Annotated in this window: 19 protein-coding genes and 1 riboswitch; of the genes, 13 read left to right on the top strand and 6 right to left on the bottom strand. The window is 71.9% G+C overall.

Translation table 11 applies throughout. From position 1 onward, the window contains the following. Nucleotides 1–26 precede the first annotated feature (26 nt). A complete protein-coding gene (locus tag GA0074692_RS15960) occupies nucleotides 27–635 on the bottom strand; it encodes an alpha-ketoglutarate-dependent dioxygenase AlkB (protein WP_425413390.1) in 609 nt (202 codons plus the stop codon). A 202-nt stretch (nucleotides 636–837) separates the two neighbouring features. Here GA0074692_RS15960 and GA0074692_RS15955 point away from each other — a divergent pair, with 202 nt between their 5' ends. The 3 genes from GA0074692_RS15955 to GA0074692_RS15945 all read left to right on the top strand — a co-directional run bounded on the left by GA0074692_RS15955 (nucleotide 838) and on the right by GA0074692_RS15945 (nucleotide 4629). Next, on the top strand, nucleotides 838–2178 hold the full coding sequence (locus GA0074692_RS15955) for an acyltransferase family protein (protein WP_245730329.1): 1341 nt from the start codon (nucleotides 838–840) through the stop codon (nucleotides 2176–2178). A 115-nt stretch (nucleotides 2179–2293) separates the two neighbouring features. Further along, nucleotides 2294–3121: a hypothetical protein gene (locus tag GA0074692_RS15950; protein ID WP_176738466.1), complete on the top strand. Its 828-nt coding sequence runs from the start codon at nucleotides 2294–2296 to the stop codon at nucleotides 3119–3121. A 271-nt stretch (nucleotides 3122–3392) separates the two neighbouring features. Then, nucleotides 3393–3533: riboswitch (cyclic di-AMP (ydaO/yuaA leader) on the top strand. Between the two features lie 244 nt (nucleotides 3534–3777). Continuing rightward, complete coding sequence (locus GA0074692_RS15945) at nucleotides 3778–4629, top strand: C39 family peptidase (RefSeq protein WP_425413335.1); 852 nt, start codon at nucleotides 3778–3780, stop codon at nucleotides 4627–4629. 78 nt (nucleotides 4630–4707) lie between these two features. Here GA0074692_RS15945 and GA0074692_RS15940 read toward each other — a convergent pair whose 3' ends face one another. The 4 genes from GA0074692_RS15940 to GA0074692_RS15925 form a co-directional block, all read right to left on the bottom strand. Further along, a complete protein-coding gene (locus GA0074692_RS15940) occupies nucleotides 4708–6429 on the bottom strand; it encodes a CDP-glycerol glycerophosphotransferase family protein (RefSeq protein ID WP_141725303.1) in 1722 nt (573 codons plus the stop codon). A 45-nt stretch (nucleotides 6430–6474) separates the two neighbouring features. Further along, nucleotides 6475–7956, bottom strand: a complete 1482-nt coding sequence (locus tag GA0074692_RS15935; RefSeq protein ID WP_091645413.1) for a bifunctional cytidylyltransferase/SDR family oxidoreductase — start codon at nucleotides 7954–7956, stop codon at nucleotides 6475–6477. A 130-nt stretch (nucleotides 7957–8086) separates the two neighbouring features. Next, on the bottom strand, nucleotides 8087–8905 hold the full coding sequence (locus tag GA0074692_RS15930; RefSeq protein ID WP_425413334.1) for an ABC transporter ATP-binding protein: 819 nt from the start codon (nucleotides 8903–8905) through the stop codon (nucleotides 8087–8089). Next, on the bottom strand, nucleotides 8898–9794 hold the full coding sequence (locus GA0074692_RS15925) for an ABC transporter permease (RefSeq protein WP_091645409.1): 897 nt from the start codon (nucleotides 9792–9794) through the stop codon (nucleotides 8898–8900). The genes GA0074692_RS15930 and GA0074692_RS15925 overlap by 8 nt, the downstream gene beginning before the upstream one ends. Nucleotides 9795–9986: 192 nt before the next feature. Here GA0074692_RS15925 and GA0074692_RS15920 point away from each other — a divergent pair, with 192 nt between their 5' ends. The 4 genes from GA0074692_RS15920 (at nucleotide 9987) to GA0074692_RS15905 (ending at nucleotide 14053) form a co-directional block, all read left to right on the top strand. Further along, nucleotides 9987–10616: a TetR/AcrR family transcriptional regulator gene (locus GA0074692_RS15920; protein ID WP_091645406.1), complete on the top strand. Its 630-nt coding sequence runs from the start codon at nucleotides 9987–9989 to the stop codon at nucleotides 10614–10616. 82 nt (nucleotides 10617–10698) lie between these two features. Further along, nucleotides 10699–11808: a DegT/DnrJ/EryC1/StrS family aminotransferase gene (locus GA0074692_RS15915; protein ID WP_091645403.1), complete on the top strand. Its 1110-nt coding sequence runs from the start codon at nucleotides 10699–10701 to the stop codon at nucleotides 11806–11808. After that, nucleotides 11805–12845, top strand: a complete 1041-nt coding sequence (locus GA0074692_RS15910; RefSeq protein ID WP_091645400.1) for a Gfo/Idh/MocA family protein — start codon at nucleotides 11805–11807, stop codon at nucleotides 12843–12845. Before GA0074692_RS15915 ends, GA0074692_RS15910 begins: the two co-directional genes overlap by 4 nt. A gap of 110 nt (nucleotides 12846–12955) precedes the next feature. After that, a complete protein-coding gene (locus GA0074692_RS15905) occupies nucleotides 12956–14053 on the top strand; it encodes a glycosyltransferase family protein (RefSeq protein ID WP_091645397.1) in 1098 nt (365 codons plus the stop codon). Between the two features lie 63 nt (nucleotides 14054–14116). On the opposite strand, the gene wecB is transcribed toward GA0074692_RS15905, so the two are convergent. Next, nucleotides 14117–15220: a non-hydrolyzing UDP-N-acetylglucosamine 2-epimerase gene (wecB, locus tag GA0074692_RS15900; protein WP_091645395.1), complete on the bottom strand. Its 1104-nt coding sequence runs from the start codon at nucleotides 15218–15220 to the stop codon at nucleotides 14117–14119. A gap of 406 nt (nucleotides 15221–15626) precedes the next feature. Here wecB and GA0074692_RS15895 point away from each other — a divergent pair, with 406 nt between their 5' ends. The 6 genes from GA0074692_RS15895 to GA0074692_RS15870 all read left to right on the top strand — a co-directional run bounded on the left by GA0074692_RS15895 (nucleotide 15627) and on the right by GA0074692_RS15870 (nucleotide 24469). Next, nucleotides 15627–17279 carry a glycosyltransferase family 4 protein gene (locus tag GA0074692_RS15895; RefSeq protein WP_091645392.1) on the top strand — a complete coding sequence of 551 codons (1653 nt, stop codon included), beginning with the start codon at nucleotides 15627–15629 and terminating at the stop codon, nucleotides 17277–17279. Between the two features lie 62 nt (nucleotides 17280–17341). Beyond that, nucleotides 17342–18595 (top strand): glycosyltransferase family 4 protein, encoded by a 1254-nt coding sequence (locus GA0074692_RS15890; RefSeq protein ID WP_245730328.1) that lies wholly within the window; start codon nucleotides 17342–17344, stop codon nucleotides 18593–18595. A gap of 2 nt (nucleotides 18596–18597) precedes the next feature. Then, on the top strand, nucleotides 18598–19152 hold the full coding sequence (locus tag GA0074692_RS15885) for a hypothetical protein (protein WP_245730327.1): 555 nt from the start codon (nucleotides 18598–18600) through the stop codon (nucleotides 19150–19152). 216 nt (nucleotides 19153–19368) lie between these two features. After that, on the top strand, nucleotides 19369–21018 hold the full coding sequence (locus tag GA0074692_RS15880; RefSeq protein WP_425413333.1) for a glycosyltransferase: 1650 nt from the start codon (nucleotides 19369–19371) through the stop codon (nucleotides 21016–21018). A gap of 308 nt (nucleotides 21019–21326) precedes the next feature. After that, nucleotides 21327–22916 carry a glycosyltransferase family 4 protein gene (locus GA0074692_RS15875; protein WP_091653550.1) on the top strand — a complete coding sequence of 530 codons (1590 nt, stop codon included), beginning with the start codon at nucleotides 21327–21329 and terminating at the stop codon, nucleotides 22914–22916. Beyond that, the gene (locus GA0074692_RS15870) at nucleotides 22913–24469 is read left to right on the top strand and encodes a glycosyltransferase family 2 protein (protein ID WP_091645386.1); all 1557 of its coding nucleotides are present in this window, start codon (nucleotides 22913–22915) and stop codon (nucleotides 24467–24469) included. The genes GA0074692_RS15875 and GA0074692_RS15870 overlap by 4 nt, the downstream gene beginning before the upstream one ends. The last annotated feature ends 2 nt before the right edge of the window (nucleotides 24470–24471 follow it).

Genomic DNA, 24471 nt, shown 5'->3' with positions numbered 1-24471 from the left:
AGCGGGACGTTGGTCGGGGGCGCGGCTCAGGCCACGCCGGCGGGACGGAACTGGACGCTGACCCGGGGCCCGACCGGGCGGCTGGTCTTGGGCACGGCGTGTTCCCAGGTGCGTTGGCAGGAGCCGCCCATGACGACCAGGTCGCCGTGGCCGAGGGTGAAACGCGGGCCGGTCCCGCCGCCCCGTGGGCGCAGCAGCAGCGGCCGGGGCGTGCCGAACGAGACGATCGCCACCATGGTGTCCGCGTGCGCACCCCGACCGATGGTGTCGCCGTGCCAGGCGACGCTGTCCCGGCCCGACCGGTACAGGCACATGCCGGCGGTGACGAATTCCTCGCCCAGCTCGGCGGCGTAGTGCGCGTTGAGCGCGGCCCGGGCCTCGGTGAGCACCGAGTGGGGCAGTGGGCGACCGGCGGCGTACCAGCAGAGCAGCCGGGGCACGTCCACCTCGGTGTCGTACATCCGGCGGCGTTCGGCCCGCCAGGGCACCTCGTGCAGCAGGGCGGCGAGCACCGGGTCGGAACCGCGAACCCAGCCGGGCAGGTGGTCGACCCAGGCGCCCCGGCCCAATTCGTGCCGGCGCACCCGGTCGACCAGCGGCTCCAGGGTCGGGCCGTGCTCGGTGAGGTCCAGCATCGAGGGCTGGTAGGCGAGGTCTGGCACAGGGCGATGCTACCCGGCTCTCGTACACGCGTACGAGAGCTGGTTGCTCGGGGTAGGGTGCCCGGCGGGGTGGAGCCGACCGGTTCCGCCCGGTGTGACCAATCCCGGCGTCCGCCGGCCGACCGACGGGAGACCCCCGCATGCCCATCCGCGAGCCGTACCCGCGGGCGGTGTCGTGACCAGCCTCGCCCCGGTGGCCGGGGTCGACCGGTCCCTGTCCCGACTGCCGTCCCTGACCGGCCTGCGGTGGATCGCGGCGATGCTGGTCTTCGGCTTCCACGTCGGGACGATGCGGATCATCGTCGAGCCGGAGTTCAAGTCCGTGGTGGACTGGTTGTTCACCCTGGGCCTGTCCGGGGTGCAGTTCTTCTTCATCCTCAGCGGGTTCGTGCTGGTCTGGTCGGCCCGCCCGCAGGACACGAAGTGGGCGTTCTGGCGGCGTCGACTCGCCAAGATCTACCCGAACCACGTGCTGACGTGGGCGCTGGTGCTGCTGGTCGGGCTCTGGTTCGCCGACCCGGTCAACCCCTCGGCGACGGTGCAGAACCTCCTCCTCGTCCAGGCCTGGAACCCCACCCCGGGCTACTTCTACAGCGTCAACACGGTGAGCTGGTCGCTCTCCTGCGAGCTGTTCTTCTACTTCTGCCTGCCCTTCGTGCTGCCGGTGCTGCGCCGGACGCCGTCCTGGGCGCTCTGGACCGTCGTCGTCGCGGTGCCGCTGGTGATCCTCGCCCTCTGGCCGGGACAGCTCCTGGTGGTGGAGGAGAACCGCTGGTGGTTCACCCAGATCTTCCCGCTGGTGCGCTCCACCGAGTTCTGGATGGGCGTCGCCGCCGCCGAGCTGATGCGCCGCGGCCACTGGCGTGGGCCGGGACTGCCCCTGGCCAGCCTGATCTTCGTGGTGACCTGGGCGGTGGCCGCCGAGTGGATCCGCGCGGAGCTCTGGGCGGCGCTGCTCTCGGCCGCGTACATCCTGGTCATCACCGCGGCGGCGCGGGCCGACGTGCGGGGCCTGCCCTCGCCGTGGCGCTCCCGACCGCTGGTCTGGCTCGGTGAGGTCTCCTTCGCCTTCTACCTGGTACACGTCTTCGTCATGGTCACCATCCTTCGGCTCACCGGCGATCGCGGCGTGGGCTTCACCGGCTGGACGGGCCCGCTGGTGGTGGTCGGCTTCCTGCTGCTGAATCTGTTGTTGGCCTGGCTGCTGTACCGGTGGGTGGAGACCCCGATGATGCGCCTGCTCGCCCCGTCCCGGAAGCGACGCACCGCACCCGGGCGACCGTCGGGGCCGGAAGGGGGCCCTGCGGTGGCCGGGCCGGGAGAAGCCCCTGCGGTGGCCGGGCCGGAAGGGGGCCTGGCGGCGGCCGGGCCGCCCCGGCAGCGGGCCCGCGACGCCGCCGAGTCCGACCGGCGACACGCCGTCGAGTCGGACCGGCAACACGCCGTCGCGGTCGATGACCAGGCACGGGAATCCGACACCGCCGACATCGACGCGGGTACCCGACGATCCGGGTAATCTGCTCCCCGTGCCTCGCGCCGCGCTCGACTGCCCGCTGTGGTGGTCGGTGCGCTGGGCGTTCCAGGTGTTCACCCCGGCCCCCGCCCACCCCGTGTTCCGTTAGGTGCCGACGATGGACGTCGTTCTCTACGAGTTCCTGGTCGACGTGCCCCGGGCGGCCGCCATCTGGTCCGCCCTGCTCGTGCTCGCGTTGACCGTGCTCACCGTCCTGGTGGCCCGCCCGGAGCGGGAGCCGGCCGCGACGCCGTCCCCGTCCGCCGTCCCGGACGAGGGGGCCGCTGACCCGGACCCGGTGGATCTGCGCCGGTACGCGGAGGAGGTGGCCGTCGCCGCCGCCGGTGCCGCGCACACCGCCCACTGCTGTCGGGCGGACTGGTTGACCGCCCAGGACCGGGTGGACGAGGCCTGGCAGGCGTACGACGAGGCGGAGACCGCCGCCCGTCGGCTCGCCGGGGTCACCGTCCTGCCCGTTCCCCACGTGTCGCGCACCCCCACCGAGTACGCCGCCCGCGAGCGGTACCTGCACCGGGCCGCGATGGCCGCGTACTGGCGGGGTGAGCTGTCGGTGGGGCACCTCGGCGACGTGTTCGCCGGCCGCAAGGGGTGGGATCCGCGCCTGCACCAGGTCGACCAGGAGGCGGTCCTGCACCGGGTGCTGCGTGACCTGCGGCGGGCGGACTACCGGACGGCGGTCGACCGCGAGCGGGCCGCCTGGCAGCGGGCCGAGGTCGCCGCGACGGCGGCGCGGTGCCTGACCGAGGAGGCGTACCTCGCCGCGGAACAGGTGTGGGCGGGCAGCCGGGCGGCCGTCGACGCGGCCCGCCCCGCGTCCGGTACGGTCCGTCCCACCGTCGACGCGCCCCGGCCGGCGTCCGGTGCGGTCCGTCCCACGGTGACGCCGATTCCGTACGCCGTCGCGCGGAGCGTGACCGGATCGTGACGTGACCCCGACCACGGGTTGCGGCCTGGCGTGTTCGAGGCCGGTTGTGCCGGTCTGCGCCGAGTGGGGCGGCCCGATTGTGTCAAGGCGTCCCGTTGTTGCCCACCGGTACCCGGAAAACTGCTCGTCCCATTGAGTGACGTCAGCGCACGAACACGTCGCGCTTCCGGGTGTGGTGAGTCGTTTCCCCTGCCCACGAGGGTTGGCAGCGGATTGCGGTGTCAGTAGTGTCGGCCCGTCTGGTGCGGTCCTAGGTCGCAGAGGGCGACACCGCGCCGGCCCGCCTAATCGTGCTCACGAGCCGGGGACCCAGGTACGTCCGGGGTGAATCCGCAGGGGCGAGTCCCTGCGGTAGGGCGATCTTCCCGCCCGAATCCGTCAGCTAACCCGGTAGGCGGCATCGGAAGGAGTAGTTCGTGCTGCACGCCCCCCTCTCCCGGTTCCTCCACGGTGCCGTGGTGCCGCCGGCCGTCCGTCCGCGCCGCCGGCACTGACTGCGGTCTCTGTTCCCAGACACCGTCCGAGCGGGCACCCGCCGCGACCCGTGACCCTCGGGTCTCGCGCGGCCTGACCAGTGCCGATCGCGCGGCCTGGCCGATGCCGACCACGGCCCGGCCTGTGCCGACCAGGTGCGCCGCTCTCCACCCCTGTCTTCCGTGGAGGAATCCGTGAAGTACCCGGTCAACCGACCGTTCAACCCGTTCCGGGCCCGCCGGTCGTACCAGGTCGCCGCCGCAGCGGCGGTGCTGGTGGCGGCGTCCACTGCCGGCGCCCTGCTCACCAACCCCGACACACCGGTACGCCAGGGCGACACGGTGGCCGCCGCGGCCGAGGCGAACCGGTCGGCCGCCGCCTCCCGTGACCTCGAGCGCACCGCCGCGTCCCCGGCGAGCCCGTCCGCCGTCGCCACCACCGCGCCGGCCACCCCGTCCGCGTCGCCCACCGCCACCGCCACGGCGGACCCGGACGTGACGGCCAAACCCACCCCGCCGAAGCCGCCCGCGTCGAAGGTGCTGGACATCCAGTACCAGGCGCAGACCACCTACTACTACTGCGGCCCGGCGGCCACCCGGATCGCCCTGACCGCCCGGGACATCGTCCGCACCCAGGACGACCTCGCCCAGCGGCTGAACACCACCGAGGCCGGCACCAACTCCGCCGAGGACACCACCCGCGTCCTCAACGCCCTCGTCGGCAAGGACTTCTACCGGACCCGCATGATCTCCGGCGGCTCGGCCACCCCGGCCCAGATGGACCGGCTCCAGGCCGACGTGGTCCGGGCCGTCGGCAGCGGGTACGCCGTCGTGGTCAACATCGCCGGCTCCGCCACCGACGTCGACGGCGGGTGGCACTCGTACCCGGGCGGGCACTACCTGACCGTGGTCGGCTACCGGGACAACGGCCGTACCGTCAAGATCTCCGACCCGGCGAACCCCGCCGCCAGCTCGTACTGGATGACCACCATCGACCTGGCGAACTGGGCCGCCACCCGCGGCTACTCCGCCTGAGCCCACGCGGGGCGTACCCGTCGCTGTGAGGTAGCAGGGGTCCCCTGTTCCGCAAAATGCGGTAACAGGGGACCCCTGCTACCACCCCAACGTCAGCCGGCGACGGGCTCCACGCCGACTGGCCGGTCCGCCTGGCCGGGGCGGGCGGCCGGCCGGCACGGTGGCCGGCTCGAGGTGCGCCCGGGCAGCCGACAGGAACCCCTCGGCGTACGACTCGACCGGGAAGTCACCCAGGTAGTGGGTACGCATCGCCCAGCGGGCCTCGGCCAGCGGGTCGGTGCCGAGCAGCCGCTCCAGCACGGTGTCCACGTCGGCCAGGTCGCGGCGCAGCACGTAGCCGGAGCGGGCCAGCGGAAAGCGCTCGGTGAACGCGTCGCCGTCCGCGCCCATGTCGGTCACCGTGTACGGCTTGCCGGAATAGAGGTAGTCGGAGATCACTCCGGAGACGTCGGAGACCAGCGCGTCCGAGCGGTTGACGCAGTCGACCAGGCTCATCGCCCGGCTGGCGTCGGTGCCCCAGACGTGCGGCCGGCCGGTGCGGGCACGGTCCGCCGCGAGCAGCTCCTCCACCCGGGCGAGCTGCCGCGCCGACTCCGGGTTCTGCGCGGTGTACGGGTGCGCCCGCAGGATCACCGTCGCCCCCCGGGCCAGCAGCCGGCCGACCAGCGCCTCGGCCACCGGCAGCGAGCAGTAGTTGGCGTCGGCGTGGTGCCCGGTCCAGGTGGGGGTGTAGAGCACGGTCGGGTTGGCCGGCAGCGCCACCGGCGGGCGGCGTACCTCGATCGCCTCCACCTGCGGGCGGCCGACGACGACGAACTTCTCCGCCGGGATGTGCACTCCGGCGCGGGCGTACCGGTCGATCGCCGCCTGCCCGGCCACGAAGTTCTTGTCGAAGATCCCCGAGACCGGGTTGGCGCTCGGGGCCTTGTCGCTGTCGCCGTGGTGGATCTGGATGTGGGTGAGCTGGGTGAACCGGATGCAGTGCGCGTTCTTCGCGCCGTGGTTGACGTAGAAGGCCACCCGCAGGCTGGGCACGAGCGCCTCGTCGATGGCCTTCAGCGTCGGGCAGTACACCACCGGCGCGCGGGTGGCCGCCGCGATCGGGGCCAGGAACTCCGGCTCGCGCAGCAGCACCAGGAACGGCCGGCCGATCCGCTCCAGGTACGGCAGCCACATGGTGACCTGGTACTCGGAGCCGGGCGGGGCGGAGAAGTAGAGCAGGAACTCCGGCTGGTGCTGCCGCAGGGCGCGGGCCACCGGGCTGGCCGAGGTCGACGGGCGGAACCGTCGCCGGGCCAGGTTCAGCCCGACCACCCCGGCGAGGCCACCGACGAGCAGGCTGACCAGCAGGGCGTACCAGGTGGGCAGGGCGAGCAGCGCGCCGACCGTGACCGCGCCGAGCAGCACCGGGATCGCGGTGCCGACGTGCGTGGTGGTGAGTCCGTGCCGGACCGGCAGGTTGGCGGTGCGGATCTCCAGCCCGCCCGCCTCGCGCAGCGGGCCGTCCAGCAGCACCAGCGCCAGCAGCACCAGCGCGGTGGCGGCCAGGGCGAGGTCGAAGCCGGCGTCGAGGCGACGGGCGTACCCGACGAGGATGGCGGCGGCGACCAGGACGGACTCGGCCGCCACGTCCGCGCCGGGGCGGACCCGGCGCTCCCACACCCCGGCGGCCAGGGCGGCGACCGCCAGCAGCAGCCCGGGGAGGGTCGCCCCGGTGAGCGCGACCAGGAGGAAGGCCAGGACCGCCAAGCCCACGGTGAGGACCCGGGCGAGCAGTTTCCGGACCAGGGTGCCACGCATGGCTGACTCTCCTGCCTGTTGCGGGTCGGGTGTCTCGGTGCCGGCTCAGTGGGTCGGGAGTGCGGCGGAGGGAGACGGGCCGGCCTGGGTCGGCACCGTCGGCTCGTCGGCCGGGCGGCGGACGTCGATCACCTGGCCGGTGAGGTCGGACAGGAGCACGTCCAGCGAGGACCGGGCCACCGTGGCGGCGGCGAGCAGGGTGTGTTCCGGCTCCGCGCCGAACGCCCGGGTACGCATCGGGGTGGCGGTGCGCTCCGGGTTGACGCAGTTGACCCGGACGCCGAACTCGGCCCACTCGTCGGCGAGGGCCTGGGTGAGGTTGACCAGCGCCGCCTTGGTCGCCGAGTAGAGCGCGTACCGGGCCCGGCCCCGGGTGTACGAGCTGGACGTGTAGAGCAGCAACTGCCCGCGCGTCTGCCGCAGGTACGGCAGCGCGTGCCGGGCGACGGTCACCGGCCCGACGAAGTTGACCTGGAGGAGGCGGTCCATGGTCGCCTCGTCCATCTCGGCCAGCGCGCCCTTCTCCAGGATGCCGGCGGTCACCACCACGTGGTCGATCCGGCCGGTGGCCTCGAACGCGGTGCGCAGGGCGTCCTGTACGTCGGCGTCCCGCTCGACGTGCGTGCCGGTGCTGGAGCGGCTGACCGCGAAGACCTGCGCGCCGTAGCGGCGGGCCAGTTCGGCCAGCTCGTGGCCGATACCGTAGCTGCCGCCGAAGACCACCATCGTCCGGCCGGTCAGTTCCTCGGTGTACCGGTGCTCGTCCACCGGGCCGGGGGCCCGCGCGGCGGCGAGCTGGAAGAGCTTGTCCACCAGGTGCACGTCCACCGGGTGGGTGACCTTGATGTTCTCGTCCGAGCCGTCGATCACCTTGATCGGCACCTCGGGCAGGTAGCGCAGCACCACGCCGCAGTCGTCGGTGGCGGCGAAGTGCGGGTCGTCGGCCGCCCGCCGGTACGCCTCCCGGATGGTGCCGGAGCGGAACGCCTGCGGGGTCTGCCCGCGGCGCAGCCGGGAACGCACCGGGATACCGGTGATGCACTCGTCGTCGCCCACCTCGATGATGGTGTCCGCCGAGGGGATCGCCACGTCCACCGCCGAGTGCGTCCAGAGCGCGTTCACGCACTCCCGGACGATTCGCCCGCTGAGCAGGGGGCGTACCGCGTCGTGGAAGAGGACGTTGCAGTCGTCGGATCCGATCACGTCCAGAGCGAGCCGGGTGGTGTCGCTGCGCGTCTCGCCACCGGCGAGCACCTGGCGGACCTTGCGGAAGCCGGCCGCCTCGACGATCCGCCGGGCGTCGTCGACGTACCCGGGGGCCATCAGGACGACGATGTCGTCGATCTCGGGAGCCGCCTCGAAGACCGCGATGGTGTGTTCGATGATCGGCTTACCGGCGATCTTGACGAGCTGCTTCGGGATACCGAGCCCGACCCGGGAACCGGTCCCGCCGGCCAGCACCACCGCGACTGTCCGGGCGGGCCGCCACGGCGTCGGGTTGTCGGGTGCGGTCGGGTCCTGGGCCATCTGGCGATCCTCACTGATCCACGGCTGGTACTGGATACGGCTGGCTCCGGGGCGTGCGGTGCCGCACACCGGTCAGCGGACGCCCGGCCGACCGCGCGGTGGTCGGCCGGGGCGCCCGCCGGCGGTTTGTTCAGCGGCTGGACATGAAGTCCTCGTAGGCCCGGGTGACCTCGTCGGTGGGGCCGTCCATCCGGATCTCGCCGGACTCCAGCCAGACGGACCGCTCGCAGGTGTCCCGGATCGAACCGATCGAGTGGCTGACCAGGAAGACGGTACCCGCGTTGGCCCGCAACTGCCGGATCCGCCGCTCGCTGCGCCGCCGGAACCGGCTGTCGCCGGTGGCCAGCGCCTCGTCGATCAGCAGCACGTCGTGCTTCTTCGCCGCGGAGATGGAGAACCGCAGCCGGGCCTGCATGCCGGAGGAGTAGGTACGCATCGGCAGCGAGCCGAAGTCGCCCCGTTCGTTGATGCCGGAAAAGGTGAGGATGTCCGGCGTGGCCTTCTTGACCTGCTCCGGCGTCATGCCCATGGCCAGGCAGCCGAGAGCCACGTTCCGCTCGCCGGAGAGGTCGCCGAGCAGGGCGGCGTTCACGCCGAGTAGCGAGGGCTGGCCCTGGGTGTAGATCGCGCCCCGGTTCACCGGCATCAGTCCGGCGATGGCCCGCAACAGGGTCGACTTGCCGGAGCCGTTGCTGCCGATCAGGCCGATCGCCTCGCCCCGGTACGCGACGAAGCTGACGCCCTTGACCGCGTGCACCTCCCGCAGGGTGGGGCGCTGCGGCTGTCGGGTGACGATCCGCTTCAGGGCGGCCACCGCGGAGCCGGCTCCGCCGGCGCTGGCGCCGTACACCCGGTAGATGAGGTGCACGTTGTCCACGATCACGGTGGGGATCCGCTCGCCCACCGTAGTGGTGGTGGCGTTCGCGGGGATGGTGTTGAACTCAGCCACGACCGTACTCCTGTTCGCCGCGCCAGAAGTAGACATATCCAGAGACGCCCACCAGGATCGACCAGGCCGTCGCCAGCAGCCACAACCGGGGCGCGGACGAGGTCAGCGGCGAGCCCTCCAGCAGCGCGTGCCGGACCAGCTCGATGTAGATCAGCAGCGGGTTGAACTCCACCAGCGTGGCCAGCGGGCGGGGGAGGTTCTCCGCGAACGCGTCCACGCTGTAGAGCACGCCGGAGCCGTACATCCAGGTCCGCATCACGAACGGCATGACCTGCTTCAGGTCGGTGACCTTGGCGCCCACCCGGGCCAGCGCCAGCGACAGGCCGACGTTGAAGATCGTCTGGAGCAGCATGGCCGGCAGCACCAGCAGCCACTCCAGGGTGATCGGCTCCCCGGTCACCAGCACGATGGCGACCAGCACCACCATGGCCGAGACCAGGTGCTGGAACTGGGTCAGGGTCACCGCGAAGGGCAGCGAGGCCCGGGGGAAGTGCAGTGCCCGGATCAGGCCCAGGTTGCCGCTGATCGCCTGGGTGCCGCCCATCGCCACGCTCTGGGTGAAGTTGAAGACGAAGAGCCCGACGCAGAGGTACGCGATGAAGTTCGGGATTCCGTCCTTGGTGTCCAGGATCACGCCGAAGATCAGGTAGTACACCGCGGCGTTGGTCAGCGGCGTCAGCACCTGCCAGAGTTGACCCAGCCGGGCTCGACTGAAGGTCGCGACCAGCCTGGCGTTGGCGTAGGCCGAGATGAAGTGTCGGTAGGCCCAGAGTTGCCGGGTGTACGCGGCCAGGGTGGGTCTCGCCCCGGCGACGCTCAGGCCGTACCGGGCGGCGAGCTGCGCCCCGGTCAGTCCTGAGTCGGCGTCGGCCACCGCCGTGTTGGCCATCGTTGGGCGCTCCGATCTGTCAGGCGTTTACGGGACCCGCGACGGCAGAGAGCGTGACCGGGACATGAACCGTCTTCGCTCCGTCGCTGCGTGGACCGTAGTGGAAAACACGTCGGGACGCAACCGTACCGTCCCTGCGGTACATTGTCCCACGTGACGACCGAGAAGAGGCGTGCTCCGGCGGGTGCGGCGGTGCTGCGTGGTGAGATCACCACGGCGATCCGCCGTGCCGTGATGCAGGAACTCGCGGCGGTCGGCTACGGCCGGCTCTCCATCGAGGCGGTGGCCCGGCGGGCCGGAGTCGGTAAGACGGCCATCTATCGGCGGTGGAGTTCCAAGCTGGAGCTCGTGCTGGAGATCGTCTCGGCGGTGGCCGGCAAGAGCCTTCCCCTGCCCGACACCGGCGACCTCCGTGGCGATCTCGAGATGCTTTTCATGATCATGGCCCGTGCGCTGCGGCACCCGCTGGCCGCACAGATCATCCCCGATCTGCTCGCGGAGGCCGCACGCAACCCCCAGATCGCACAGACCCTCCAAGCCGCGCTCCGCGCCAACCAGCGGGACATCGCCGGGCAGGTGCTCGGCCGGGCGATCGACCGGGGGGAACTCAGCCCCGACACCGATCTCGACATCGCGGTCGACCTGATCGTCGGGCCGCTCTACTGGCGGCTGGCGGTCTCCCGTACCCCGTTGTCCCTGGCGGAGCTACCCCGGATGGCGACCGCAGTCGCCGCGGCGCTGCGGGTAGCATGCCAACCGGCCGTCCGGGTCGACGCTGGTTTGTCCCGTGTCGTCCCCAGTGCCGAGTCCGACCGGTCATGACCTGTCCCGTGCCTCTCGTCCCGGTTGCCGCGTGACCCCGTTAGCATCCGACCTGAATCCCCCCGTCGACAGGAGGAAGCCCATGTCTGGGCTGAACGCAGAATTCATCCCACCAGCCCGCCCGGTGATCGGTGAGGCCGAGATCGACGCGGCGGTGCGGGTGCTGCGCAGCGGACGCGTGGTGCAGGGGCCCGAGGTGGCCGCCTTCGAGGAGGAGTTCGCCGAGCTGGTCGCCGGCCGGCACTGCGTCGCGCTGAACTCCGGCACGTCGGCCCTCCAGCTCACCCTGATGGCGCTCGGCTTCGGCCCCGGTGACGAGGTCATCGTCCCCTCCTTTTCCTTCGCTGCCAGCGCGAACAGCATCCGGCTGGTCGGCGCGGAGCCGGTCTTCGTCGACATCGAGCCGGGCAGCTTCTGCGTCGACCCGGAGGCGGTCGCCGCGGCGGTCACCTCGCGCACCGTCGCGATCATGCCCGTGCATCTGTACGGGCACCCCGCCGCGATGGACCGGATCATGCAGATCGCCGAGCGGCACAAGCTGGCCGTGATCGAGGACGCCGCCCAGGCCCACGGCGCGGCGCTGGGCGGCCACCCGGTGGGCGCCTTCGGTACCGCCGGCTGCTTCAGCTTCTACCCGACGAAGAACATGCACTCCCTCGAGGGCGGCATGGTCACCACCGCCGACGCCGAGCTGGCCCGAACCCTGCGCCTGCTGCGCAACCAGGGCATGGAGCAGCGGTACGCCAACGAGATCGTCGGCGCGAACATGCGGATGACCGACGTCGCCGCGGCCATCGGGCGGGTGCAGCTCCGGCAGCTCGCCGACTGGACCGAGCAGCGGCGGGCCAACGCCAAGTTCCTCGACTCCAAGATCACCTCGATGGTGACCCCGCCGGTCGCCGACAACGTGCGGCACGTCTACCACCAGTACACGGTCCGGGTGACCGGTGACCGGGACGCCGCCCAGCAGCGCCTCACCGAGCTGGGCATCGGCAACGCCGTCTACTACCCGACCCCGATCCACCGGCTCAAGCCGTACCTGACCGCCGAGGGTAAGCCGGGCGACTGGCACCTGCCGGAGACCGAGCGGGCCGCCGCCGAGGTCGTCTCGCTGCCGGTACACCCGTCGCTGAGCCAGGCCGACCTGGAGCGGATCGCCGAGGGCGCGAACATCGCCGGGGGTGCGGCATGAGCGAGCGAACCAGCGGCGGACGGAAGCTGCGGGCCGGTCTGATCGGCCTCGGCGCGATGGGCCGCAACCACGGCCGGGTCCTCTCCGGACTGGACGGCGTCGAACTGGTCGGCATCGTCGACCCCGCCGGCGACCCGAACGGCGTGCTCCGCGCCCCGGTCTTCCCGGCGCTGGAGGACCTGCTTGCCCTCGGTCTCGACTACGCCGTGGTCGCCTGCCCGACCGCCCTGCACGAGCAGGTCGGCATGGAGTTGGCCCGCAACGGCGTCTGCGCGCTGATCGAGAAGCCGCTTGCCCAGTCCGTCGAGGCGGCCAGCCGGCTGGTCGAGGCCTTCGAGACGGCCGGGCTGGTGGCCGGCGTCGGGCACATCGAGCGCTACAACCCGGCCCTACAGAACCTCCGGATCCGGTTGGAGGCCGGCGAACTGGGCGAGGTGTTCCAGGTCGTCACCCGACGGCAGGGCCCGTTCCCGCACCGGATCGCCGATGTCGGCGTGGTGATGGACCTGGCCACCCACGACATCGACCTGACCGCCTGGGTGACCGGCCAGGACTACTCCTCGGTCGCGGCCCGGACGGTCTCCCGTAGCGGCCGGCTGCACGAGGACATGGTCGCCGTGGTCGGCCAGCTGGCCGACGGCACGATGGTCAACCACCTGGTCAACTGGCTGAGCCCGCTCAAGGAGCGGTCCACCGTCATCACCGGCGACAAGGGCTGCTTCGTCGCCGACACCCTCACCGCCGACCTCACCTTCTACGCCAACGCCGCGATCGACACCGAGTGGGAGGCGCTGCGCGCCTTCCGTGGGGTGGCCGAGGGCGACATGGTCCGGTACGCGATCCCGAAGCGCGAGCCGCTTCTGGTCGAGCACGAGCGTTTCCGCGACGCGGTCGAGGGCAAGGAAAGCGACATCGTGACGTTGCGCCAGGGCCTCCGGACGGTCCAGGTCGCCGCCGCACTGCTCGAGTCGGCGGCGGGCGGCAGCACCGTCACGGTGCCGGGCCGGAGCACCACGGGGCTGGAAGTCCCCGCCTGACGGAACGCGTACCCGGTCACCGTCGGCGCGTCCGGCGGTGACCGGGTACGCAACGCTCCGAGCACGCGCGGCCCGCCCAACGTCCGTCACCTGGAGGAGGGCAGCCACAGATGGAGACCACGACACCGGCGTCCGGCTGGCGGCCGTTGGGCGAGACCCCGATCCGGCTCGGTCTCGGCCCGGCCAACTACGCCGGGCAGGCCGCGGCCTTCGCCGAGGCGATCTGCCGGCACCGGGCCGATGTCTCCGCCGAGGTGACGACCCGGCGGACGGGCGCCCGCTTCGCCTTCCCGACCGACATCCACATCGAACCGGAGCGGCTCGGTGACCTGGACCTGCAGATCGAGCAGCTCCAGCGGGTGATCGGGCGCTACACCCATCTGGTCGCCGACGCGTTCCTGCCCGTGTTCGGGCTGCTCAACGGCCATCACATCGGGGCGGACCTGCCCGCGCTCCGGCAGGCCGGGGTGAAGGTCGCGCTGCTGGCACACGGCAGCGAGGTGCGCCATCCGGTACGGCACCGGGAGCGCACCGCGCACTCACCCTTCCACACCCTGGCGGACGACGTGCGGGACAAGATGACCGCCCGCGCCGAACGTAACCGCCGGGTGGCCGAGACGAGCGGGTTGCCGGTCTTCGTCACCACCCCGGACCTGCTGCTGGACCTGCCGTCCGCGACGTGGGCACCGGTGGTGGTGAACGTGTCGGCCTGGCACAGCGACGAACCGGTACTGCGTCGGCGCGCCGGACTGCGGCGACGACGACCGGTGGTGCTGCACGCCCCGTCGAAACGCTGGACGAAGGGCACCGAGCAGATCCTGCCGGTACTGACCAGCCTGCACGACGAAGGTGTGATCGACCTGAGGTTGGCCGAGAAGATGCCCTGGACCGAGCTGCGTGATCTGGTCCGGAGCGCCGACGTGGTGCTCGACCAGTTCGCGTTGGGCAGTTACGGCACGTTCGCGGTCGAGGCGATGGCGGCCGGCCGGCCGGTGCTCGCCTACCTGCACGACGAGGTGGTCACGCTCATGGACGAACCGCCGCCGATCGTCAACGCCACCCCGCAGACCCTGCGCGACGAGCTGACGGCGCTCGTCGCCGACCCGAGGCGGGCGGCCCGGATCGGCGCCGAGTCGGTGGAGTACGCCCGGGAGTACCACGACGGACGGCGTACCGCCCGCGTCTTCGAGGAGTTCCTCGACGCCTGAGCGTGCCGGTCGAGCCCGGGTGAGGTGGTGACACGGGCGGCGGCCCGCAACGCCCGCCGGCGGTCATGCCGACGCGGCCGGCCCAGCCCGCTCGGCGAGGAACTCGACCACGCGATCGGCAGCCCGTCCGTCACCGAACGGCTCACCCTGCGGCGCGTCGGGGGACGGCCGGGTGGCGATGCGCACCCACTCGTCCGCGTCGAGCAGCGCGGGATCCGGCACGAGCCGGTTCCAGTCGCCCGCCATGGTCTCCAGCCACTCGGTCTCCGACCGCAGCGTGGTGCACGGACGCGCCAGGAGGTACGCCTCCTTCTGCAACCCGCCGGAGTCGGTCACCACGCCCACCGAGCCGAGGACGGCGGCGATCATCGCGGCGTACCCGACCGGGTCACCCACGTGCAGTGCGCCCTGGGCGAGTTTCAGGCCCTGCTCCTGTGCCTTGGCGACCAGTCGCGGGTGGGCCAGCAGCGCGACCGGGACGGGCAGCCCGGCCAGTGCCTCGACCAGCGCCGCCAGTCGCGCGGGGTCGTCGGTGTTCTCGGCGCGGTGCAGGGTGGCGAGCAGGTAGGGCTCGTTCGGGTCGACCCCGGCGGGCAGCACCGGCTGGGGGTGCTCGCCGGCGAGGACGCTGTCCCGGACCCGCAGACAGACATCGACCATGACATCGCCGCTGAGGACCGACCGCTCGGCCAGACCCTCGTTGGCCAGGTGCCGCAGCGCCTCCTCGGTCGGGGCCAGCAGCAGGTCGGCGGCGTGGTCGGTGAGCACCCGGTTGTGCTCCTCCGGCATCCGGCGGTTGAACGAGCGCAGCCCCGCCTCCAGATGTGCCACCTTGAGGTGCTGCTTCACCGCCGAGACGGCTCCGGCAAGGGTCGAGTTGGTGTCACCGTAGACCAGCACCCAGTCGGGGGACTCCCGAGCCAGTACCGGGTCGATGGCCTCGAGGATCCGCCCGGTCTGCGCGCCGTGGCTGCCGGAGCCGATGCCCAGGTGGACGTCCGGATCGGGGATGCCCAGGCCGGAGAAGAAGACATCGGAGAGGTTGACGTCGTAGTGCTGCCCGGTATGCACGATCACGTGCTGGTGATCGGTACGGGCGAAGGCTGCCGCGATCGGCGCGAGCTTGACCAACTGCGGACGCGCGCCGACGACGCTGACTACCTTCACGGTCTGTCTCCCGGATTGTCGGTGGGTCACGACTGGGATCTCCGCCAGGGGCTCCGCAGATCTCCGCCAGCTTGCAGATCTCCGCCAGCGGGCCCGCGGATCTCCGCCAGGGGGCCTTGCATCGCATGAGATTGACGCCCCAGCCGCCACGCCTGGTGCCCACACCATACGTCATGTGTGTCCGGTTGCGGCCTGTGGGTACGCGGCGGGGCCGGGCCTCGCCGGCGGGCCGACCGCCCCGCACGCCTGCGGGGAATCGTCCCTGGTCGACCCGGGGAGGCGGGACCGGCGAGCCGGCCGGAAGCGGCCGACATACGGGGCGGCATGTTCGGCCGATGTGTTGCCGTACACTCGCCGGGGTTCTCGGCGAGACCGGTGCCGGCGGGGAGAGGTAGAGACAGTAACTATGGATCTCAATGGCGTTGTCGCGGCGCGCCCCACTCGGGGCCGGGTCGTCATGGTGGTCGACAACGGCGTGCACGGTGACTCCCGGGTGCAGAAGTCCGCCCGCTCGGCCGCGGAAGCCGGCTGGGACGTCATCCTGATCGGGATGAAGGGTGACTCGGAGGTCGAGTCGTGGCGGCTCGGCGACGCCGAGGTGCGGCTCGTCCCGGTCGCCAAACAGCTGGCGGAGCCCGCGTTCCGGCGCGGCGGCTCGCTGCGCCGGCCGTTCGCCTACGCCGACGGCCGGCACGTCGGCCGCCGGCAGCAACTCATGAAGGCCTGGCGCGCCGACATCGTGGCCCGGATCGCCCAGCAGCGGGCCGAGCGCGGCAAGGCCGGCGGTCGGGGCCTCCCGCGACTGATCGTCCCCCGGGCCGGGCTCGCGCTGGCCAGCCGCTGGGTGCGTTTCCGGGCCGGGCAGACCCGGAAGCTGCGGGAGGCGCGCGTCCAGCCCGATCAGTGGCTGAACCGCATGACCGTCCGGTACTGGACGGCGACGATGGGCGCGCGTAGCTGGCGCCGGCTGGACCCCTCGCTGTGGGAATGGGAACTCGCCTTCGGCAAGGTCATCGACAACCTGAAGCCCGACATCATCCACGCGCACGACTTCAAGATGGTCGGCGTCGGCGCGCGGGCAGCCGCCCGGGCGCGGGCCCGGGGCCGCGACGTACGGTTCGTCTTCGACGCCCACGAGTACGTGCCCGGCCTGCTGCCCCGGACGCCCGGCTGGCTTGAGGCGCAGGTCGCCTACGAGCGCGAGTACATCCGGCAGGCCGACGCGGTGGTCACCGTCTCCGACGCGCTGGCCGACCTGCTGCGGACCGACCACCGGTTGGCCGAGAAGCCCACCGTCGTGATGAACTCCCCCGTGCTCTCCACGGCCGAGGCTGCCGACGACGACACTCCGGTGCGGGATCTGCGGGCGCTGTGCGGGCTCGGCCCCGACACCCCGCTGCTGGCCTACTCGGGCGGGATCACCGTGGTACGCGGCGTGGACCTCGTCGTCGAGGCCCTTACCCATCTGCCGGACGTGCACCTGGCGATGCTCTCGGTGGCGCCGAGCGGGATCGTCAGCCGGGCCGCCGCAAAGCTCCGGGAGCAGGCGGTCGCCCTCGGCGTGGCCGACCGGGTCCACCTGCTGCCGTACGTGCCGCACTGGCAGGTGTCCCGGGTGCTGGCCAGCGCCGACGCGGCGGTGAGCCCGCTGCACCACCTGCCGAACCACGAGATCGCGTTGAGCAACAAGTTCTTCGAGTACTCGCATGCCCGGTTGCCGCTGATCGTCAGCGACGTGAAGACGATGGCCGACATGGTGCGGTCGACGGGCCAGGGCGAGGTCTTCCGGGCGAAGGACCTGGCCGACTTCCTCCGTGCCGCGAAGTTGGTGCTGGCCGATCCGGACAAGTACCGTGCCGCGTACGACCGGCCGGGCCTGCTCGAGCAGTGGAGCTGGGAGGCGCAGGCGGCGACCCTGGACCAGTTGTATGCCCGGCTGCTGCCCCACGCCCCGGCGGCCCCCGCCCCGCACGACGTCGACCGGGCCGTGGACACCGGTTCCGGGCAGCCCGATCCGGCCGCTGGCCCCGGCATCGTCGTGCCGGTCGCACAGCCCTGATCCGGCAGGGCCAACGACGGTGACCGCCGGCCGGTCTGACGATCCAGAGAAGGAGAGTTCGGGTGGGTGTTCCCGCTGACCGGGACGTGGCCATCGTCACGCCCTGGTACCCGACCAGGCAGGTGCCGTTCGGCGGTGCCTTCGTCCAGGCGATGGTCGAGGCGACCGTGTCGGCCTGGGACCGCGCCACCGTCTACCACGTCGACGGCTGGGGCGCACGGGTTCCCGAGTCGCAGGACCAGGCAATCATGCGGGCCCACCGGAAGCTCCTCACCCGGGCGGTCACCGAGACCAGCACGGTCGCCGGAGCCGGACTGTGGTACGTGCCCGTGCCGATGCGGGTCGGTTTGTCCTTCGCCCAGTTCGCCCGGCGGAACGCCGAGGCGTTGCGGACCGTGCTGCGCGGGAAGCCGATCGCCGCCCCGGTGGTGCATGCCCACGTCGGCCTGCGCGGCGGGTGGACGGCACTCGAGAACGCCCGCCCCGACGCCCGGGTCTACGTGACCGAACACGCGACCTTCCTGCCGACCGTGCTCGCCGAGCCGGACTCCCGGGCCATGTACGACGAGGTGATCAGCCGGGCGACCGGGTTCTTCGCGGTCGGCGAGGTGCTGCGGTCCGTCCTGGTCGAGGCGTTTCCGCATCACGCCCACAAGATCGGCTTCATGCCCAATCCGATCTCGTTCACCGCTCCCCGCGAGCAGCCGGTCACCGCGCTGCGCCGCTGGCTCTACGTCGGTTCGCTCAGTGAGCGCAAGGGCGTGGCCCTGCTGCTGGAGGCCTTCGCGCGGTGCCGGGCGGAGGATCCGTCGCTCAGCCTGACCTTCGTGGGTGACGGGCGGCTGCGGTCGAAGCTCACCTCGCGGGCCGCTGCGCTGGGCCTGACGGACGCGGTGAGCTTCGCCGGCTCGGTCCTGCCGGACCAGGCGCTCGAGCTGATGCGCGAGCACGATCTGCTGATCCACCCGAGCCGGCTGGAGACCTTCGGCATGACGGTGGTGGAGGCCATCGCGGCGGGTGTCCCGGTCCTGGTGACCCGGTGCGGCGGCCCGGAGGAGACGCTCGCCGGCATCGAGGATGCCGTCGGCGGGCTGATCGACGTGACCGACGACCCGGACACCATCGTCGACGGCTACCGGCGGCTGCGCGACCGGTTCCCGCAGGGACTGGACCTGGCCCACGCCCGCTCCGTCCTGGTGGCCCGCTACGGGTACGACGCGGTCGGGCAGGCCCACGCGCGGACGTGGTTCCCGGAGACCGACGACGCCGGGTCCGCCGCCGCGACCTCGTTCGCGACCGCCCCCTCGATGGAGTGACCGTGCAGGTACTTTTTCTGGCCCTCGGGGCTAACCGGGCACAGGCCGCCGTGGTGGATTCCGCCCAGGTCGTCGCCGACGGCGGTCGGCCCGTGGTCCTGGTCGACCAGCGTGCGTCCTGGCGCCGGATGAAGTTCGACCCGGCCGTCAAGGTGGTCGAACTGAGCCGGCTGGAGGCCACCCGACTGCCGGTGCGGATCGAGCGCTTCCTCCTGCACCGGGCACCCCGCAAGGTCTTCCGGGCGGTCGGCCGGGGTCCGCTGCGGACCGGCGTCGAGAAGGTCTCGGGGACCTACGAGGCCCGCTTCGCCGATCGGGTGCACCGGCGGTTGGTGATGCTGCTGTACCGCGCCGGGTGGGGTGAACGGTCGCACTCCGTGATCCGCGGCGGCCTGCCCGGCGACGGCATCTTCGACCTGATCGTGGTGGTCGACCCGGCTTCCATGCCGTACGCCGCCGGGCTGATCGCCGACTACGAGGCGCGTGGCCTTTCCGTACCACGGGTGGCCTTCGGGCTCGACTACGCGGCGTCAGCGGTCGGTGCCGACGACGCGTGATCTCGACCCGCAGCGCCGGACGCATGCCGACCGGTACGCGGGGGATCGTGTCCTGGTCCCCTCGGTCGCCGGCTGGTCCGGCGGCACTCCGGTTGCGGTGGTCACCGCCGCCGGCAAGCTGGAACCATGGGCCGAGCGGACCAGTTGACCGGTACCGGATTCGGTAGACCCACAACGACCCGGCCGCTCCGGCCGGTGGAAAGAGGTAGGAGCGTCATGCACTCTTCGAGCGGCGTCGCGTCCGGCGAGGCCCGGGGGCGCGTGGTCATGCTGGTCCACAACGCGGTCAAGGGTGACTCCCGGGTGCAGAAGATCGCCCGCTCGGCCGCGGCGGCCGGGTGGGAGGTCATCCTGCTCGGCCGGTCACCGGACCGTCAGCCGCACACCTGGCACGAGGGTCAGGCCGAGGTCCGGCTGATTCCGATGTCGTCCCCGCTGACCCGTCGGCGGCACGATTTCCGCCGGCGTTGGCTGCGGGGTCCGCTCGGCTACCTGCCCACCGGGGTGGCCGCCCACCGGCGTCAGTCGGTGAAGGCGTGGCAGGCGGACCTGCGGGTGCGGCACGGCCTGCTGGTGCTGGCGCAGCGGTCCGGCAAGGCACCGGCCCTGCTGCCGGTGCGCAAGGCCGTCGTCCGTGGTCAGCAGGTGGCCGCGAAGCTGCTCAGCGGCTGGGTCTCGCTGCGTTATCGCCAGCTCAACCGGGCGCAGGAGGCCCGTCGCCGGCTGACCGGCCCGTGGGACCGCTTCCAGGCGGTGGTCTGGACGAAGCTGATGGGCGACCGGGCCTGGCGTCGGTTGGAGCCCCGCCTCTGGGACTACGAGATCGCCTTCGGCCCGGTCATCGACAAGCTCAAGCCGGACCTGATCCATGCCCACGACTTCCGGATGATCGGGGTCGGTGCCCGGGCCGCTGTCCGGGGGCGGGTCGCCCGGCGGGACGTGCAGCTGGTCTGGGACGTGCACGAGTTCCTACCGGGGGTCAACCCGGGGAACAACACCCTGCGCTGGATGCCTGGCAACCGCGCTGCCGAGCGGGAGTACGCCCCGTACGCCGATGCGGTGATCACCGTCTCCGAGAGCCTCGGTGACCTGCTGATCAAGGAGCACGGACTGCGCGAGCGCCCGTACGTGGTGCTCAACGCGCCCAACGTCCACGAGGTGCCGGACGACGAGGACATCGACGCGGAGCAGCCGAACATCCGCGAGGCGTGCGGCATCGGCCCGGACACGCCGCTGCTCGTCTACAGCGGTGGTGCGGCCGTGCAGCGGGGGCTCGGCACGATGGTCGAGGCGCTGCCGCAGCTCGACGGGGTCCACGTGGCCTTCGTGGTGCCGAAGTCCACCGACGGTTACGTCGAGGGGCTGCTGGCGCGGGCTACGGAACTCGGTGTCGCGGACCGGATCCACGTGCTGCCGTATGTCCGGTTCTACCAGGTGGTGTCCTTCCTCTCCTCGGCGGACGTCGGGGTGATCCCGATCCACCACTGGCCCAACCACGAGATCGCGCTGATCACGAAGTTCTTCGAGTACTCGCACGCTCGGCTGCCGATCGTGGTGAGCGACGTGAAGACGATGGCGGAGACGGTGCGCCGGACCGGGCAGGGCGAGGTGTTCCGGGCCGAGGACGTCGCGGACTACGTGCGCGCCGTGCGGGAGGTGCTGGCCGATCCGAAGCGGTACCGGGCCGCCTACGACCAGCCCGGCCTGCTGGAGCGGTGGACCTGGGAGGCGCAGGCCGAGGTGTTGGACGAGGTCTACAGCCGCCTGCTGCCCGGTCGCCCGCGCCCCGCCGGGGCAACCGGCGCGTCGACCAGCCGCGAGGTCGGGTCCGAGGCCGCCGCGCAGGGCGACTACGTCCCCCGCTGACCGTCGCGTTTCGGTCGGTCCTGCCCGAGCGGACCAGCCGGGCGGGTTCCAGCAGGTATGCCGTAAAATCGCCGTGTTCTATACGAGGAGATGTGTCCGGATGTGGCGGAGCTGCCGCGCGGCGATGAACAACCCTGCAAGAGGGACAGTCGCCGCAAACGGCGCCATTGTCCCCCAATGTGTGTCCTGGACCCTCGGTCAGCCGGGCGTAGACTCGCCGCTCGACAGTGGCGCAGGCGGGACGGAGACGGGCGGTAATGGGAACTGACGGTACGGCCGCGGCGGCCGGATTCCGCGGACGCGTCGTCATGTTGGTGGACAACGGTGTCAACGGTGACTCCCGGGTGCAGAAGACCGCGCGCTCGGCTGCGGACGCCGGCTGGGAGGTCGTCCTGCTGGGCCGTTCCCCGGGGGGTGTGGCCCAGTCCTGGCGCCTCGGTGACGCCGAGGTGCGACTGCTGGCCATGCCCGACCCGCTGGCCCGCCGCCGCCACGAGTTCCGTCGGGCCTGGCTGCGTTGGCCGTTGGCGTACCCGCCGAGCGGGATCGCCGCGCACCGGCAGCAGAGCGTCAAGGCCTGGCAGGCCGACCTCGCCGTTCGGGCCGCTCAGCTGTCCGTGGCCGACCCGGCGACCGCCCGGCTCGCCCTGCGCAAGCGGCTGTTGCGGGCCGAGCAGACTGCCGCGAAGCTCACCCGGACCTGGGTGTCCGGGCGGTACTGGATGCTCACCCAGGCCCGTCAGCGTCGTCGGTTCCGCAATCCGTGGGATCTGGCGTACACGAAGTTCTGGCAGGCGGTGAAGGGCGACGGCGCGTGGCGCCGGCTGGAGCCGAGCCTCTGGGACTACGAGCTGGCCTACGGGCCGGTGCTCGACGAGTTGGCCCCCGACCTGATCCACGCCAACGACTTCCGGATGCTCGGTGTCGCCGCCCGTGCCAAGATCCGCGCGGCCGCCCGGGGCCGGGAGATCAAGATCGTCTGGGACGCGCACGAGTTCCTGCCCGGCCTGAAGCCGTGGCAGGACAACGCCCGCTGGCTGCCCGCCCACCGGGCCCACGAGCGGGAGTACGCCCCGTACGCCGACGCGGTGATGACCGTCTCCGACGGCCTGGCCGAGCTGCTGCGCCGTGAGCACGGGCTGAGCAGCATGCCGGACGTGGTGCTCAACGCGCCGGCAGCCGACCACGGTGAGCTGACTCCCGACGCGCCCGCGCCCGACCTGCGCGCCCTCTGCGGCGTCGGCCCCGACACCCCGCTGCTGGTCTACAGCGGGGCGGCGGCGAAGCAACGCGGCCTGGACATCATGGTCGACGCGCTGCCGCAGTTGCCCGGCGTGCACGTCGCGCTGGTGGTCAACAAGCCCACCGGCCCGTACGTGACCGGGGTGCTGGCCCGTGCGGCGCGGCTCGGTGTCGCCGACCGGGTGCACGCGCTGCCGTACGTGGCGCACTGGCAGGTGGTGCCCTTCCTCTCCGGCGCCGACGCCGGGGTGATCCCGATCCACCACTGGCCCAACCACGAGATCGCGCTGATCACCAAGTTCTTCGAGTACTCGCATGCGCGGCTGCCGCTGGTGGTCAGCGACGTGAAGACGATGGCCGGGACGGTGCGCTCCACCGGCCAGGGTGAGGTGTTCCGCGCCGAGGACGTGGCCGACTACGTGCGGGCCGTCCGGTCGGTGCTCGGCGACCCGGAGCGCTACCGGGCCGCGTACGACCGGCCGGGCCTGCTGGAGAGTTGGACCTGGGAGGCGCAGGCCGAGGTGCTGGACGGTGTCTACCGGCGCCTGCTGCCCGACCGGCCGGGACCGACACCGTCCGGTTCGCCGGGTCCGGCCGCCGGGAGTGACCCGGCCGGCTCGGAGGCCGCGCGCCCGGCGGTGGGGGCCGGCACGTGACCGTCCCCGACGTCACCGTCATCACCGCCGTCTACAACACCATGCCCTACCTGACCCGGTGCCTGACCTCCGTGTTGGAGCAGACCATCGGGCTCGACCGGCTGGAGGTCGTCGCGGTGGACGACGGCTCCACCGACGGCAGCGGCCGGGAGTTGGATCGGTTCGCCCGGACCTATCCGGGCACGGTCAAGGTGATCCACCAGGCGAACTCCGGCGGCCCGGCGAAGCCGAGCAACCGGGCGCTGGAGATCGCCACCGGCCGGTACGTCTTCTTCATCGGGTCGGACGACTACCTCGGCCCGGAGGCGCTGGAGCGGCTGGTCACCGCCGCCGACCGGTACGACTCCGACGTGGTGCTGGGCCGGATGGTCGGGGTGAACACCCGCTACATCCACCAGGCGATCTACGAGTCGACGCAGCCCGAGGTGGACCTGTTCACCTCTCCGCTGCCGTACTCGCTGTCGAACACCAAGCTGTTCCGGCGGGACCTGATCGATCGGCACAAGCTGCGCTACCCGGAGGACATGCCGGTCGGCAGCGACCAACCGTTCACCATCGAGGCGTGCTTCCGGGCGCGGCGGGTCTCCGTCCTCGCCGACTACGACTACTACTTCGCGGTGCGCCGGTTCAACGCGCACAACATCACCTACAAGAGCCGGCACCTGGAACGACTGCACTGCGCCGAATCGATCATGGATTTCGTGGCCGGACTGATCGAGGCCGGTCCCCGGCGGGACGCGGTGCTGCTGCGCCACTTCGACTGGGAGGTCGCCCGGCTACTGGAGAACGACTTCCTGGCGCTGGATCGGCCGACCCAGGCCAGCGTCCAGGCCGGGGTACGGGGACTGGCCGAGCGGTACCTCACCGACCCGATCCGGGACCAGCTCGGCATCGAGACCCGGGTCCGGCTCGCCCTCGCCTGGCACGGCGAACTGGACGACCTGCTTGCCGTGATCCGGGTGGACGCCGACCAGGACACCCCGCCGACGGTGGTCGAGAACAACCGCTGGTACGCCGACTACCCGGGCTTCCGCGACCCCCGTCTCGGCCTCGCCGACGACTGGTTCGAGATCACCGGCAGCGCCGCGGACTGGATCGCCCGGCTCGACACGGTCTCGGTCACCTTCGAGGGCAACCGCGCGCTCGTGGTGACCGCCCGCAGTCCCCGTCCCGACCTGCCGCATCTGGCATCCGCGTTGAAACTCCTGGCCGGCGACGTGCCGGCGGAGGCCACCGAGCTGGTCCCGGACATCACTGGCACCACGATCCGGGCCCGCGTCCCGCTGGCGGGTCTGCTGACCGACCTGGCACCCGGCGGTAAACTTCGACTCATCCAGGCGCGGATCGACGCGTTCGGTACCACGGGGACGGCCCCCCTGCGCGGTCCCCGGCGGGCGGTGCCCCAGCGCGTCGTGGTACGCCGCGGCGCGCGCCTGCACATCCTCACCGCCACCAGCAACCACAAGGGTCAACTGATCGTCGCCGTAGCACCTGTGACGCCACGACGGGTGATGGCCCGTCTGCGGCGCAGGCTTCCACTGGGAGGAAAGTAGTA

This window comes from Micromonospora pallida (genome assembly GCF_900090325.1).
Lineage (GTDB): Bacteria > Actinomycetota > Actinomycetes > Mycobacteriales > Micromonosporaceae > Micromonospora > Micromonospora pallida.
This window is presented reverse-complemented; position numbering and strand designations above follow the sequence as displayed.

Excerpts from the sequence above, each read along its gene's own strand:
- GA0074692_RS15925 (WP_091645409.1), bottom strand. The coding sequence starts at position 9,794 with ATGGCCAACACGGCGGTGGCCGACGCCGACTCAGGACTGACCGGGGCG.
- GA0074692_RS15960 (WP_425413390.1), bottom strand. The coding sequence starts at position 635 with ATGCTGGACCTCACCGAGCACGGCCCGACCCTGGAGCCGCTGGTCGAC.
- GA0074692_RS15915 (WP_091645403.1), top strand. The coding sequence starts at position 10,699 with ATGTCTGGGCTGAACGCAGAATTCATCCCACCAGCCCGCCCGGTGATC.
- GA0074692_RS15880 (WP_425413333.1), top strand. The coding sequence starts at position 19,369 with ATGCACTCTTCGAGCGGCGTCGCGTCCGGCGAGGCCCGGGGGCGCGTG.
- GA0074692_RS15950 (WP_176738466.1), top strand. The coding sequence starts at position 2,294 with ATGGACGTCGTTCTCTACGAGTTCCTGGTCGACGTGCCCCGGGCGGCC.
- GA0074692_RS15895 (WP_091645392.1), top strand. The coding sequence starts at position 15,627 with ATGGATCTCAATGGCGTTGTCGCGGCGCGCCCCACTCGGGGCCGGGTC.
- GA0074692_RS15905 (WP_091645397.1), top strand. The coding sequence starts at position 12,956 with ATGGAGACCACGACACCGGCGTCCGGCTGGCGGCCGTTGGGCGAGACC.
- GA0074692_RS15940 (WP_141725303.1), bottom strand. The coding sequence starts at position 6,429 with ATGCGTGGCACCCTGGTCCGGAAACTGCTCGCCCGGGTCCTCACCGTG.
- GA0074692_RS15875 (WP_091653550.1), top strand. The coding sequence starts at position 21,327 with ATGTTGGTGGACAACGGTGTCAACGGTGACTCCCGGGTGCAGAAGACC.
- GA0074692_RS15935 (WP_091645413.1), bottom strand. The coding sequence starts at position 7,956 with ATGGCCCAGGACCCGACCGCACCCGACAACCCGACGCCGTGGCGGCCC.
- GA0074692_RS15910 (WP_091645400.1), top strand. The coding sequence starts at position 11,805 with ATGAGCGAGCGAACCAGCGGCGGACGGAAGCTGCGGGCCGGTCTGATC.